The 12839-nt window shown below is 72.0% G+C and carries 12 protein-coding genes; 8 read left to right on the top strand and 4 right to left on the bottom strand.

Annotated features, from left to right (window positions below):
* Positions 1-163 precede the first annotated feature (163 nt).
* Genes VZL07_RS22100 through VZL07_RS22090 form a run of 3 tightly spaced genes read left to right on the top strand, consistent with a single transcriptional unit; the run spans position 164 to position 3026 of the window.
* Entirely contained in the window at positions 164-1618 is a 1455-nt protein-coding gene (locus tag VZL07_RS22100) for an anthranilate synthase component I family protein (protein ID WP_426749589.1), read from the top strand.
* Positions 1615-2184 (top strand): anthranilate synthase component II, encoded by a 570-nt coding sequence (locus VZL07_RS22095; RefSeq protein ID WP_426749588.1) that lies wholly within the window; start codon positions 1615-1617, stop codon positions 2182-2184. The genes VZL07_RS22100 and VZL07_RS22095 overlap by 4 nt, the downstream gene beginning before the upstream one ends.
* A 17-nt stretch (positions 2185-2201) precedes the next feature.
* Positions 2202-3026 carry an aminotransferase class IV gene (locus VZL07_RS22090; RefSeq protein WP_426749587.1) on the top strand — a complete coding sequence of 275 codons (825 nt, stop codon included), beginning with the start codon at positions 2202-2204 and terminating at the stop codon, positions 3024-3026.
* Positions 3027-3184: 158 nt separating this feature from the next.
* Here the strand turns inward: VZL07_RS22090 and VZL07_RS22085 are convergent, their stop codons facing one another.
* The gene (locus tag VZL07_RS22085; RefSeq protein WP_426749586.1) at positions 3185-3985 is read right to left on the bottom strand and encodes a pseudouridine synthase; all 801 of its coding nucleotides are present in this window, start codon (positions 3983-3985) and stop codon (positions 3185-3187) included.
* A gap of 178 nt (positions 3986-4163) precedes the next feature.
* On the opposite strand from VZL07_RS22085, the gene VZL07_RS22080 reads away from it, so the two are divergent.
* Together VZL07_RS22080 and VZL07_RS22075 are read left to right on the top strand one after the other, a co-directional pair.
* Positions 4164-4604, top strand: coding sequence for a hypothetical protein (locus VZL07_RS22080; RefSeq protein WP_426749585.1), 441 nt, complete (start codon positions 4164-4166; stop codon positions 4602-4604).
* Positions 4605-4713: 109 nt separating this feature from the next.
* Entirely contained in the window at positions 4714-5970 is a 1257-nt protein-coding gene (locus tag VZL07_RS22075; RefSeq protein ID WP_426749584.1) for a threonine/serine ThrE exporter family protein, read from the top strand.
* A gap of 14 nt (positions 5971-5984) precedes the next feature.
* On the opposite strand, the gene VZL07_RS22070 is transcribed toward VZL07_RS22075, so the two are convergent.
* Complete coding sequence (locus tag VZL07_RS22070; RefSeq protein WP_426749583.1) at positions 5985-6401, bottom strand: DoxX family protein; 417 nt, start codon at positions 6399-6401, stop codon at positions 5985-5987.
* A 121-nt stretch (positions 6402-6522) separates the two neighbouring features.
* On the opposite strand from VZL07_RS22070, the gene VZL07_RS22065 reads away from it, so the two are divergent.
* Positions 6523-7707, top strand: a complete 1185-nt coding sequence (locus VZL07_RS22065) for an AI-2E family transporter (RefSeq protein WP_426757349.1) — start codon at positions 6523-6525, stop codon at positions 7705-7707.
* 69 nt (positions 7708-7776) lie between these two features.
* Here VZL07_RS22065 and VZL07_RS22060 read toward each other — a convergent pair whose 3' ends face one another.
* Together VZL07_RS22060 and VZL07_RS22055 are read right to left on the bottom strand one after the other, a co-directional pair.
* Positions 7777-9507 carry a lamin tail domain-containing protein gene (locus tag VZL07_RS22060; RefSeq protein ID WP_426749582.1) on the bottom strand — a complete coding sequence of 577 codons (1731 nt, stop codon included), beginning with the start codon at positions 9505-9507 and terminating at the stop codon, positions 7777-7779.
* Positions 9508-9669: 162 nt separating this feature from the next.
* Entirely contained in the window at positions 9670-10140 is a 471-nt protein-coding gene (locus VZL07_RS22055; protein ID WP_426749581.1) for a YqaA family protein, read from the bottom strand.
* A gap of 220 nt (positions 10141-10360) precedes the next feature.
* Between VZL07_RS22055 and VZL07_RS22050 the strand changes: the two genes are divergently transcribed.
* Both VZL07_RS22050 and VZL07_RS22045 read left to right on the top strand, forming a co-directional pair.
* Positions 10361-11518 (top strand): hypothetical protein, encoded by a 1158-nt coding sequence (locus VZL07_RS22050; RefSeq protein ID WP_426749580.1) that lies wholly within the window; start codon positions 10361-10363, stop codon positions 11516-11518.
* Between the two features lie 36 nt (positions 11519-11554).
* Positions 11555-12727 carry a serine/threonine-protein kinase gene (locus tag VZL07_RS22045; protein WP_426749579.1) on the top strand — a complete coding sequence of 391 codons (1173 nt, stop codon included), beginning with the start codon at positions 11555-11557 and terminating at the stop codon, positions 12725-12727.
* The last annotated feature ends 112 nt before the right edge of the window (positions 12728-12839 follow it).

Genomic DNA, 12839 nt, shown 5'->3' with positions numbered 1-12839 from the left:
ACGACACCGGTCGACAGGGAAGCCGTTGGCCTCCTGGCGTCATCTTCCGAGCACCCGGGTGGGCTTCCCCACGTGCCAGGCGCCGCGCACCGCGCGAGGCGCCCCGGCCGCATGCAGGGTTCTGGAAACGCTCGGCGGGGTTCCTGGTATCAAGCGCCTCCACATGCGCCGGCCACCTCCCCCCACCCGCTTTCCGGACCGAGCGTCCTTCGAGGCGCTCGTGGCCCAGGGCTACAACCAGGTGCCCGTGGTACAGCGGCTTCCACTCGGGATGCTGCGCCCCGTGGACCTGCTGCGTGCCCTCCCCGCGGGCAGCCGATTCCTCCTGGAGAGCACCCGGGTCAGCGCGGAGGGGCGCTACTCGTTCCTCGGTGCGCGCCCCTTCCTGAGCTTCACCGCCAAGGAGGGGCAGTGCTTCATCGACGGCGAGCGCCAGCCAGGCCCACCGCTGGAGGTCCTGCGCGGGCTGCTGCGCCGGTGGCGCGGGGTGCGCCACCCGGGAATGCCGCTCTTCTGTGGCGGCGCGGTGGGCTTCTTCGGCTACGAAGCCGCGCACTGCTTCGAGGCCCTGCCACACCACCCGCGGGACGACCTGCGCCTGCCCGACATCGCCCTGTCATTCATCGACACCTTCCTGGTGGTGGACCACCACGAGGGAGCGCTGCTCGTGGTGGCCACCGGCTCGGACTGGGAGGATTGCGAACGCCGGCTGGGGGCCCTGGAGGCCTGCGTCCGTTCGGCGGGCCCCACTCCGCGCCCCGCGCCCCCTCCTGCGGATGCACCTGGCGCGGCATACCGCTCCAACTTCACCCAGGAGGCCTACCTGGACGCGGTGGAGCGCGTGCGCGAGTACATCCGGGCGGGCGACACCTACCAGGTCAACCTCTCGCAGCGGCTGGAGGTGGACTTCGCCGGTGAGCCGCTCGCGCTCTACGAGGCACTGTCGGCCATCAACCCCGTGCACTTCGCCAGCTATCTCGAAGGGGATGGCTTTCACGTGGTCAGCGCCTCTCCGGAGCGGCTCGTCCGCGTGGAGGCTGGCCGCGCCACCACGCGGCCCATTGCCGGCACGCGCCGACGGGGCACGCCCGAGGAGGAGGCCCACTTCGTCCACGAGCTGCGCACCAACGAGAAGGAGCGCGCCGAGCACGCCATGCTGGTGGATCTGGAGCGCAACGACCTGGGCCGGGTCTGCACCTACGGCTCGGTCAAGGTGACGAAGCTGATGGACATCGTCGAGTATGCCCACGTCATCCACATCGAGTCGGAGGTCGTGGGCCAGCTCGCTCCGGGCGTGGAGCCGCTGGACGTGGTGGGCGCGCTCTTCCCCGGGGGGACCATCACCGGCGTGCCGAAGATTCGCACCATGCAGATCATCACCGAGCTGGAGCCGCAGGCCCGAGGCCTCTACACGGGCTCGCTCGGGTACCTGTCCTTCACCGGGGACCTGGACCTGAACATCGTCATCCGCACGCTGGTGGTGAAGGAGGGCCGGGCCTACGCCCAGGTCGGAGGCGGCATCGTCCACGACTCCGTGGCCCGCCAGGAGTACAAGGAGACGCTCAACAAGGCGCGCTCGCAGCTCCTCGCGCTGTCCGCCGTGAGGAGGATGGCGTGATTCTCCTCATCGACAACTTCGACTCCTTCACCTTCAACCTCGTGCAGGCCCTGGGTGCGCAGGGCGCGGAGCTGAAGGTGGTGCGCAACGACGCCATCACCGTGGCCCAGGTCGAGGCGCTCCGTCCCGACCACATCCTCATCTCCCCCGGGCCCTGCACGCCCAACGAGGCGGGCGTGTCCATGGCGCTCATCCGCGCCTTCGGCGGACGCATCCCCCTGCTCGGCGTGTGCCTGGGGCACCAGTGCCTGGGACAGGTGTTTGGCGCGAAGGTGGTCCGCGCGCCCGTGCCCGTGCATGGCAAGACAGCCGCCATCGAGCACTCGGGACAGGGCGTCTTCCGGGGACTCCCCTCGCCCTTCACCGCCGCTCGCTACCACTCGCTGGTCGTGGACCCGGAGCGCCTGCCCGCGTGCCTGGAAGTCACGGCGTGGCAGGACGACCTCATCATGGGCCTGCGGCACCGCGAGTTGCCTCGACTGGAGGGCGTGCAGTTCCATCCCGAGTCGTTCCTCACGCCCGAGGGTCCCCGATTGCTCGCCAACTTCCTGGAGCCGGCGCGCTGAGCGCACGGGAGGCTCGAATGTTCTCCACCGTCGCGGTGAACGGCGAAGTGCGGCGCTGGGAGGACCTGCGGCTGAGTGACTTCTCGCAGGGCTTCTTCTTCGGCGCAGGCTTCTTCACGACCTTCCGCATCGAAGCAGGAGCCCCCTGGTTTCTCGCCCGGCACCTGGCGCGGCTGCGGTCGAGTCTGGCGGCCTTTCCCAACGCCGTCCGCCCTCCTCCGGCGGAGTGGCTCGACGAAGCCGCGGTGCGTGAGACGCTCCGGCGCTGCCTCCATGCCGATGCCGCGCTCGGGCCAGGCTTCCGCGGTGTGGGCAAGTTGTCGGCAAGTGATGGACGCGTGCTGCTGACCTTCCGCGCGCACGCGCCCGAGACGGAGCGGCTGCACAGCGAAGGGCGGGCCCTGGACGACTGGGAGCCGGGCGCCTACCGCGGCGGAGAGCCCACGCTGAACCACAAGGGGCTCGCCTACTTCCGCCAGTACGCATGCATGGAGCGCCTCTGCTTGCTCGGCAACGAATCCGGCGAGGTCTGCGAGCTGCCCACGGCCAACGTCTTCTTCCAGCTCGATGGCGCGCTCATCACCCCGCCCCTGTCCGCCCCCTGCCTGCCGGGCATCGTCCGCGAGGTGTTGCTGGAGGTGGGACGCGTGGGGACGCGGCCCATCATGGAGCGAGCCGTGCCCTTCGCACGCCTCGCCGACGTCAGCGCCTGCCTCTTCACCAACTCCGCCATGCTGGCCACGGGCGTCCCACGGCTGCTCGGGCGGCCCCTGCCTGAGAGCCTGGCGCTGGCGAGCGAGGTCCGAGCGCTCGTCGGGTCCGCGGCGGCGCGCGAGCGCTGAGGTCGCGTCCCGATAAGTGTGTCGATGGCGAGGAGGGACGAGCGGGGAAGAGGGAAGCTCCTCGGTGAACCCCACCCGCCGGTCTCCCCCTGGCAGGGGAGCCGCGGAGACCTCCATGGTCCGGGTGCGACACGCGCCAGGCTCGGCCACTCCCGCCGTCAGGTGGGCGTGAAGGCCAGCCCGTCCGACACCTCCGAGTCGTCCAATCGCCGCCAGGCGCCCTCGGGCACGTCAAGCGCCACACCGCCCACGGCCTCGCGATGCAGCGTCCACACCGGATGCCCCACCGCCGCCAGCATCCGCTTCACCTGGTGGTGGCGCCCCTCCGTGAGGGTGAGCTCCACCACGTCCGGCGCGCGCAGCCGGGCCCCCGCGGGCCGCGTCGGGCCGTCCTCCAGCACCAGTCCTTCGCGAAGGCGCCGGAGCGCGTCCTCCCCTGGCTTCCCGGCGACGGCCGCCACGTAGCGTTTGGGCAGGTGCTGCTCGGGTGACGTCCCGTGCCGGACCAGGCGCTCATCATTGGTGAAGAGCAGGAGGCCCGTGGTGTCCCGGTCCAGGCGGCCCACGGCGAGCCACTCGAAGCCGCGCATGGGCGGCGGGAGCACCTCGTACAGCCACTCGAAGACGGTGCCCACGCCTTCCGCATCCGAGCCGTGCACCACCAGGCCCGCGGGCTTGTGGAACATCAACGCCAGCACCGGTGCCTCCAGCCGCACGACCTGCCCATCCACGCGCACCTCGACGCCAGGGCGCACTGGGGCGAAGGGTTCGCGCTCCACCTGCCCGGCCAGCGTCACCCGCCCCTCGCGGATGGCGGCCTCGGCCTGGGCGCGAGGCATGACGCCCGCCTTGCCCAGCGCCCGCGCCAGCCAGTCCGGCTTGTCAGCGAACCGGGCGTCCTCCGGCCCCCGCCGCCTCGCTGCCTCCAGCCACCTGGGTGTCCGCTGCCTGCGCGCCATCCGCCCATCTCCTTGCCTTGGCCCCGGGCCGATGACGCCCACCTCCGCCGCAGCCTGCCCAGCCGGAGGGGCGGGCCCGCGTCCGTCCATCGACGCCGCGGACCTACCTTCTGGGCAATGTGGCGCGGGCACAAGCGTGTCGTGCGGCCCCGCCGAACAAACGATTGGAGGACATGACATGGGCATCGGTACCGACTCCCCCTTCCCACCAGCCCCGGGCGTCCCTTCGCGCCCCGAGCGGACCGCCCCAGGCGACAGCGAGGCGTCGTCAGCGTTGTCGCGCAGGCAGGGCGGCAAGGCTCCGCTGCGTCACCTGCGAGGCACGGCCCGGGAGCACCTCTACCGGCAGGTGGACGGCCACCGCGGCGGCCTGGCCCGGGGCATCCAGAGCCTGGCGTCCACACTGGAGGGCGCGTCGCGCACGGAGGAGGCAGGCGTGGCCCGGCCGTTGCTCACCCGCACCGCGGGCGTGCTTCGGCGCACCTCGGACCGGCTGGAGAACGAGACCACGGCGGAGCTGATGGCGGACGCCCAGGACCGCGCCCGGGAGCGCCCGGGGCTCGTCGTCGCGGGTTGCCTGGCGGCAGGCTTCGTGCTCGGCCGGCTGCTCAAGCGCTGAAGCCCGGAGCGCCCCGAGCCCCTCACAGACGTGTCACGGGCCGAAGCATCGGCGCGGGGGAGCGGTCCGCCCGCCCCCCCCGCGTTTGACTCGGCCCGGAGCCTCTGCCATGTGCGCGGCCGTGGCCGTCCCTCCCGAGCTCCTCGCCGCCAGTCACCCACCGCCGCCGGGCCCCGCCGTCGCGTTCACCCTCCGGCTGGGCGAAGCGCTGCACCGCTATGGCACGCCCGCGCACCGCCTGGAGTTGCTGATGACGCGGGTGTCGGAGCGCTTCGGCCTGGAGGGGCGCTTCTTCTCCACGCCGACGTCCATCTTCTCGTCCTTCGGGCCACCGGAGGCGCTGCGCACCTCGCTCATCCGCGTGGAGCCCGGGGACATGGACCTGGAGCGGCTGACGCTGCTGGACACCCTCGCGGACGAGGTCATCCATGGTGATGTCCATCCCATCGAGGGCTCCAGGCGCGTGGAGGCCATCCTCGCCCAGCCCGAGCGCTTCGGCCCCGCGCTCCAGCTCCTGTGCTGGATGCTGGCCGGCGGCGCGGCGGGAAGGCTGTTCGGCGGCGGACTCAAGGAGATGGCGGTGGCGGCGTTCAGCAGCCTGCTCATCGGTACCCTGGGTGTCCTCACGCGCAAGCAGCCCACGACGGCGCGAGTGCTGGAGCCGGTGGCGGCCATCCTGTCCTCCGCCCTCGCCGCGCTCGCCGCGAGCCTGCTGGGGCCCCTGTCCTCCCAGGTGGCCACGCTGGCGGGCCTCATCGTCCTGCTGCCCGGCCTGTCCCTGACGGTGGCCATCAACGAGCTGGCCACGCGCAACCTCATCTCCGGTACCTCGCGGCTCACCGCCGCGGCGCTCGCCTTCCTCCAGCTCGGCTTCGGCGTGGCGCTGGGCAGCCGGCTGTCGGCGGTGCTGCCACCACCACCGGTGGCGCCGCTGCCGCCCGGGCTGCCGGGCTGGACGCAGCTCCCGATGCTGCTGGTGGCCATCTTCGCGGTGTGCGTGCTCTTCCGCGCCCGCCCCCGGGACTGGGGCTGGATTGCCGGGGCCTGCACCTTCGCCTTCGCGGGCGCCCGGCTGGGCTCGCTGCTGCTGGGCGCGCAGCTGGGGGCCTTCGTGGGCTCGCTGCTGCTAGCCATGGGCAGCAACGCCCTGGCCCGGCTGCGCAACAAGCCCTCCATCACCACCCTGGTGCCCGGACTCATGCTGCTGGTGCCGGGCAGCGTCGGCTTCCGCAGCCTGTCCTCGCTGCTGGAGCGGGACGTGGTGGCCGGCGTGGACACGGCCTTCTCCATGCTGATGGTGGCCGTGGCGCTGGTGGCGGGGCTGCTGTCCGCCAACGCCCTGGTCCCCACGCGCAAGGTGCTCTGAGGCGGCGCGCGGCCTCAGCCCAGGCGGGTGATGTACACGGCCGCCAGCGCCAGCAGGAAGTACGGCACCAGGCCCCCGGCGCCCGCGTACTCCTTGGCCATCCGCTGGCCGAAGAAGAGCGCCACCAGGGACACCGCGGAGAGGAGCGCGCCCCAGAAGGCCAGCGTCGCGCGGCCCGTCGCCACCAGCGCCACCAGCCCGGCGGCGCTGAGCGCGCCCGCGGCGAGCTCCAGCAGCGTGAGGACGGCCAGCATCGGCGGCACCACGCCACGCAGCGGGCTCTTGGCGAAGTGGCCCGTGAGCCAACCCAGGTTGCCCTTCCAGTCGATGACCTTGTCGAGCCCGGACTGGAGGAAGAGGATGGCCAGGAAGCTGGCGCAGAGCGCCTGGAGCAGCCAGACGGTGAACTGGGTGGATTCGAAGGGCGGCATGGCGCGGCCACTCTAGCCGCCCTGGCGCCGAGCCCAAGCCTTCTTGCCAGGACAGCGGGCGAGCAGGCAGAGGCGCCGCCCGCCCCTGCCCATCCGCGGAGGTCGCCCTACCTTGACGGGTATGGCAACCGAGCAGACCGCCCGGCGGGTGTTCACCGGTCTCATCCTCCTGTCCATCCTCCTGCTGGCCCTGGTCGTCCGCCCGCTTGCCAAAGCCTTCTTCCTGGCGGCGGTGCTCGCGGGGACCTTCTACGGCCTCTACTCCGGGCTGAGCCGGAAGCTGCGCGGGCGCTCCGGCCTGGCGGCCGGAATCATCGTCTCGGGAGTCATCCTGGCCCTGCTGCTGCCGCTGGGCGGCCTGACGGCCTTCGTCGTCACCGAGGTGTCCGACGGCGTGAAGTTCGTCTCCGACACGGTGCAGCGCGAGGGCGTGGAAGGGCTGATTGACAAGATTCCGGGCCCCGTGCGCGGGCCGGTGGAGAGCCTGCTCGAGCGCATCCCGCTGGAGGAGGCCCAGCTCGACGAAACACTCCAGCAGCAGGTGAGCTCCCAGGGCGGAACGGCGGCGCGGGCGGTGACGGGGGCGGTGGCGGCGACGGGCTCCATCGCCTTCCAGACGATCATGATGCTCATCGCCCTGTTCTTCCTGCTGACAGACGGGGCGCGGCTGGTGGCGTGGGTGGAGAGCGTGTCGCCGCTGCGGCGCGGCCAGACGCACGAAATCCTGCGGGAGTTCCGCAACGTCTCCGTAGCGGTCCTGGTGTCCTCGGTGGCCACGGCCGGAGTGCAGTCAGCGGCGGCGCTCGTCGGCTTCCTCATCGCCCGGGTCCCCGCCTCACTCTTCTTCGCGGGGGTGGCCTTCTTCATGGCGCTCATTCCCGCCGTGGGCGCGGCCATCGTCGTGCTGGTCGCCGCGGCGCTGATGTTCTTCAGCGGCCATCCCTGGGCGGCGCTGTTCCTCGCCATCTGGGGCACGGTGGTGGTGGGCCTGGTGGACAATGTCGTGAAGCCGCTGCTCGCCAAGCGCGGCATGCACCAGCACGGGGCCATCGTCTTCTTCGCGTTGCTCGGAGGCCTCGCGGCCTTCGGCACGGTGGGCCTGCTCCTGGGGCCGCTCATCGTGGCCTTCTTCCTTGCCCTGCTCCGCATCTACGAGCGTGACTACGGCCGGCCCACGCCGCGCCCCGGCGACCCGGCCACGCCCGGAGGCCCTCCCGACACCGAGGAGGGCCTCATCATCCGCCCCTCGGCGCGGCCCGCGGAGACACATGTGCCCCTGTCCCCCACGCCTCCGGAGAGCCACTGAGACCTGGACGCGGAACGGCCCCGCCTCCCGCCAGGGGAAACAGGGCCGTGGCACTTCGGACGGCGCCGCTCAGAACGACGCGCCGTTGACGCGCCGGCCCGGCGAGGACTTCAGGCTGGACAGGCTGGTGTGCAGCACGAAGGGCGCGCCCTCGCCCAGGTCCGGGCTGCGGTTGGCGGACACGCCATCCGTGCCGCTCACGCCGGAGGACAGCACCGCGGTGTCCACCACCGCGCCCGTGCTGGACTTCACCGTGACGGTGTCGCCGCTGTTGGACAGGCCCAGGGTGCCCGTGGAGGCGGCCACGGCATGGGGCGTGCCGGCCGGAATGCCCGCCGCGCCGCCAAACACCACGATGACGCCGCCCGCCGCCAGCGAGGTGCCGCTGGGGAAGGTGTGACGGACGCTGGCCGCGTCAGACACCGTCCAGCCGCTCAGGTTCACCGCCGCGGAGCCGGTGTTCACCAGCTCCACGAACTCGCCCCGGACGTCCGAGCCCGGCTCGTTGACCAGGACCTCGTTGACCAGGACCTTGCCCGTGCCGCCACCCGTGGAGGTGGTGATGGTGAAGGCCGCATCGCTGGTGTCGCTGACGCTGGCGTCGGCCGCGTTGCTGACGCGCACGCGGGCGGTGGTGGTCGCGCTGGAGGGCACCGTCCACGCGTAGCTGCCCGTGGCGGCGGAGGTGCTGGCGGCCAGCGTGCTCCAGGTGCTGCCGTTCAGCGTGTACTCCAGCTTCACCTGGCTGATGCCGGAGGACGCCCAGGTGATGTTGCGCACGCCGCCGGCCGCCCAGCTCTCGCCGCCATTGGGCGACGTCACGGTGACGAAGGCGTCATGGGAGGCGTCATCGCCCGGGATGAGGAAGTCCTTGATGACGGCCATGTGCTGCATCCCGGAGGCGCCGCTGTCACCGAAGAGCGCGGGGGAAATCTCGCTCAGCGGCGTGTACACGCGCGTGTCCACCACCAGGCCGTTGGCGAAGGAGCTGCCGCCGATGACCACCGCCGTCTGGTACGCGTACAGGTCGTTGTCCACCAGCACGTGGTCATAGGGCTCGTTGCGGCCCGCGTTGGTGTTGGTGTTGCCGTTCTTGTCCGCCGGGTGCGGGCCGGCGGTGCGCACCACCTGGGCCAGCGTGCTGAAGGTGGACTCGCTGCGGCTGCCGGTGTTCAGGTCGCCGCCGATGACCAGGTAGTCGTCCTCGGGGATGTTGGCCCGGATGCGGCTGACCAGGCTGGACGCCTCCGCGTTGCGGTTGCCGCTGCTCGTGGTGAGCAGGTGCACGCTCACCGCCCAGAGGTCCCGCGGGCCCGGCACGTCGATGCGCGCCCAGGCGAAGTCGCGGTTGGAGACATACGGGTCATCCCACTCGCCCGAGGCGATGATGGGATAGCGGCTGATGATGCCGTTGGGGATCTGCGCCCCACCCTCGCGGTAGTAGTGGAACCCCGGACCGAAGGCCGTGTCCACGAAGCTGCGGAGGTCCGCCGCCGTGTTCGAGCGGTAGTTGAACTCCTGAATCATCACCACGTCGGCGTCGGTGCCCTGGAAGATGCGGATGCCGTGCCCCAGGTCGTAGTCCTGCCCGTTGCCGCTGGACGTGTTGGCGGCCAGCAGCCGGAGGCGGACATTGCCCAGCGCGTCCTGCCGCTGCCCCACCGCGGCATCGTCGAGGCCCGGGGCCTCCTGCGACAGGTCCTCACCTCCACACGCCGCGAGCACCGCCAGGAGCAGCGCCGCGGCCTGCCGCCGCCAGTTGGACTGCCCAAGCCCTGAAGGAGTTGCCTTGTCACGCACGATGTCCGGTCCTGCTCCTGGCAAGGAGCTGTTGAGAGGTCAGGTGAGACATTCGCACACTACCCCCGACTCACGGGGAATGCGCTGTTCACCTGTCTCGTTTTTCGACCGGCACACCGCCGTCGTTGCGTGAAACATGGGTGAAACGTCAGGCACCACGCGCTACACGACCGCCGCGGCCGACAACGCGACGGCGAGGTAACGCAAGCCTTTGCCAAGCGTGACGAAGAAGACGAAGGGCAGCGGGCGCACACCCAGCATGCCTCCCGCGAGGACGAACGCGTCCCCCACCACGGGCAGCCAGGACAGCACCAGCACCGGCGCGCCCCACGTCCGCGTCCACGCCTCGATGCGCTCCAGCCGCGGGCCTTCCTTCTCGCGCCGCCGCGCGTACCACCGCCCCACGGCCCCACCGCCGCCGCGAGCCACCCACCGGCCCAGCAGATAGAGCGAGAGGGCCCCCAGCACATTGCCCGTGGTCGCCACCCCGACGGCCGTCGCGGGCGCCGTCCCGCCGTAGACGAGCGCGGCGAGCAGCGCCTCTGAGGGCGCCGGCACCACCGAGCCCGCCAGCATCGCGATGAGGAAGAGCCCCGGGAGCCCCCAGGTGGCGAGTACGGACGGGTCGGGCATGGGCGGAGCGCGCGTGGGGCTCGCGAGCCTGCCACGCCGCACGGGCCCGTGCACGGCCGCCAACACCCGGGACGCAGGACCTGCGCCCCACCCCGCCTCCGCGCAGGATTTGCGCCGCGCGCTGGCGCGCGCACGTGCCCTCCCCAGGGAAGCGCTCCCGGCGCGGCGATTGCTACGGGGCAAGGGCATACACCCAAGAGAGGGAAGGAACGCCGCGCCCATGAGCAGCACCGTTGCCCCAGTCCCGAGCCCGAGCCAGAGCTCCGACCTCCGCCTCGTGCCGGTGGAGATTGCCCCCGAGACGTTCTGGGTGGGCAAGCGCGAGCCTGGCAACATCTTCTACGCCAACCCCTACCTGCTGCGTTTCCGCGGCACGGACAAGAAGACGCAGCGGCCCACGGAGTTCAACCTCCTCGTCGACCCGGGTTCGAGCAGCGACTTCTCCACCATCCACACCAAGGTGACGTCCCTCATCGGTGGCATGGAGCGGCTGTCCGCCATGTTCATCAACCACCAGGACCCGGACGTGGGCTCGTCGGCGAGCATCATCTCCGCGCGCTACGCGCCCCGGGCCGGCCTGCTCTGCTCGGAGGACACCTGGCGGCTCATCGTCCACCAGAACCTGCCGCGCCACCGCTTCATCCCCACGGAGAAGTTCGCGCAGGGGCTCAGCGTGCCCACCGGCCACCGGCTCCTGCCGGTGCCCTCGCCCTTCTGCCACTTCCGCGGCGCCGTCATGCTCTACGACCCGCAGACGCGCGTGCTCTTCACAGGGGACCTCTTCGGCGGCCTCACGGACTCCAACGCGAAGGGGCTCTGGGCGGACGAGTCCGACTGGGCGGGCATCCGCGCGTTCCATCAAATCTACATGCCGGTGAACTCGGCCCTGCAGCGCGCGGTGGCGGCCATCCGCAAGCTGGAGCCCGGGGTGGAGATGATTGCGCCGCAGCACGGCCGCATCATCCGCGGGTCGCTGGTGCAGCAGTTCCTGGAGCGCATGGAGAAGCTCCAGGTGGGCCTGGACATCATGGACGAGGCGCAGGACCGCACGCACCTGCAGGCCTGGAACGCCGTGCTGGACCGGGTGCTGGCGCTGGCGCGCGGCTACCTGGGGGACTCGGTGGAGGTCAAGCTGGCGGCGAGCCAGGAGCTGTCGGACACCGCGCAGTACGACGGCACGCGGCTGGTGTTGAGCCGGCTGGGCAAGTGGACGCTGGAGCACGTGGTGGACCTGCTGTGCCATGGCGAGCCGCCGGAGATTGCCGGCCCCATCATCGTCGAGGCCACCACCGCCGCGGCCGAGTACAACCTGCCCACGCCGCACCTGGACATCGAGGGCGTGGGCGCACCGTCCCACGTCTCGCTGCTGGACCCCTGAACCCACGCCGCGACGAGGCCGACGAGGGAGGCCGAGGTGCACTCGACCGACGACGAAGAAGGCGTGGCGTACCTGGGGGGCGCCACGCTGGAGCCACCGCCGCGGGTGACGCCGCCGCCGGCAATCGCAAGGCCCCAGGGCCCTGGCACGGGCCTCCCCCACCGGGGCGACACGCCCCCTGACGTCGCGCTCCGCCCGGTGACGCCCCCGCCGGCGCTCTCGCTGGCGGAGACGCTGCGGCCGGTGACGCCCATGTCGCCGCACGGCACGCTGCTCCAGGGCATCCCCGTCCCCGCGTCGCCGTCCAGCGTCGTGCGCGGGCTGGTGCCCGGGCAGGCGGTGGCGGGCCGCTACCGGGTGGAGCGCTGGCTCGGCGCCGGCGGCAGCTCCGCCGTCTACGAGGCCACGGACCTGCGGCAGGACACGCGCGTGGCGCTCAAGGTCCTCGCGGTGCCCCACGCGGATGCCGCGCTGGTGGCGCGCTTCCGCCAGGAGGTGGAGCACGCGCGGGCGCTGGAGCACGTCAACATCCTGCGCGTCTTCGACGTGGGCGTGGACGGCGAGCGACACTTCCTCACGGTGGAGCTGCTGGACGGCGTGGACCTGCGGCAGCGGCTGCTGGAGCGGCGGCCCACGCTGGCCGAGGCCCTGCGCTGGCTCACCCACGCCACGGTGGCGCTGGAGCACGCGCACGGCCGGGGCGTGCTCCACCGCGACGTGAAGCCCGCCAACCTCTTCATCACCCGCGCCGGCGTGCTGAAGCTGATGGACTTCGGGCTCGCCAAGAGCACGCACGTCATGGGGACGACGGCGCAGGGCGCGGTGCTCGGCACGCCGGAGTACATGGCCCCCGAGCAGGTCATGGGCAGCCCCGCCGTCTCACCCGCCACGGACCTGTATGCGCTCGGCGTGGTGGCCTATGAGCTGTTCACCGGCCAGCTCCCCTTCCGCCATGCCGACCCGGTGCCGCTGATGTTCCTGCACGTTCAGGAGCGCCCGGTGCCGCCCCGCACGCTGCGGCCGAACCTCCCCGAGCCCATCGAGCGCGTCGTGCTGAAGCTGCTGGAGAAGCGCCCCGAGGACCGCTACCGGGGCGCCGCCGAGCTGCGCTCCGCGCTGGCGAAGCTGTGGCCCCTGGCGCTGGCCGGCGCCGCGCGGGCACCGACCCCGGGAGCCCGTGCGTCGGTGCCGGACGGTGGTGTGGGCTGAGCGCCGCATCCCAGGACGCGCTCCCCCGGCCTGGCGCGGCACGCACCGAGCCCCGACATGCGGGCGTGCCCGAGCCAAGGCGCAACGTCGGCACCGCCTCCATGGCACGCAC

Origin of the sequence: Pseudomyxococcus flavus, assembly GCF_050038885.1 — a bacterium.
GTDB classification, from domain to species: Bacteria; Myxococcota; Myxococcia; order Myxococcales; family Myxococcaceae; genus Myxococcus; species Myxococcus flavus.
The sequence above is the reverse complement of the archived record's forward strand: the minus strand, read 5'-3'. Positions and strand labels throughout refer to the sequence as shown.

Excerpts from the sequence above, each read along its gene's own strand:
- VZL07_RS22100 (WP_426749589.1), top strand. The coding sequence starts at position 164 with ATGCGCCGGCCACCTCCCCCCACCCGCTTTCCGGACCGAGCGTCCTTC.
- VZL07_RS22090 (WP_426749587.1), top strand. The coding sequence starts at position 2,202 with ATGTTCTCCACCGTCGCGGTGAACGGCGAAGTGCGGCGCTGGGAGGAC.
- VZL07_RS22085 (WP_426749586.1), bottom strand. The coding sequence starts at position 3,985 with ATGGCGCGCAGGCAGCGGACACCCAGGTGGCTGGAGGCAGCGAGGCGG.
- VZL07_RS22080 (WP_426749585.1), top strand. The coding sequence starts at position 4,164 with ATGGGCATCGGTACCGACTCCCCCTTCCCACCAGCCCCGGGCGTCCCT.
- VZL07_RS22075 (WP_426749584.1), top strand. The coding sequence starts at position 4,714 with ATGTGCGCGGCCGTGGCCGTCCCTCCCGAGCTCCTCGCCGCCAGTCAC.
- VZL07_RS22070 (WP_426749583.1), bottom strand. The coding sequence starts at position 6,401 with ATGCCGCCCTTCGAATCCACCCAGTTCACCGTCTGGCTGCTCCAGGCG.
- VZL07_RS22065 (WP_426757349.1), top strand. The coding sequence starts at position 6,523 with ATGGCAACCGAGCAGACCGCCCGGCGGGTGTTCACCGGTCTCATCCTC.
- VZL07_RS22055 (WP_426749581.1), bottom strand. The coding sequence starts at position 10,140 with ATGCCCGACCCGTCCGTACTCGCCACCTGGGGGCTCCCGGGGCTCTTC.
- VZL07_RS22050 (WP_426749580.1), top strand. The coding sequence starts at position 10,361 with ATGAGCAGCACCGTTGCCCCAGTCCCGAGCCCGAGCCAGAGCTCCGAC.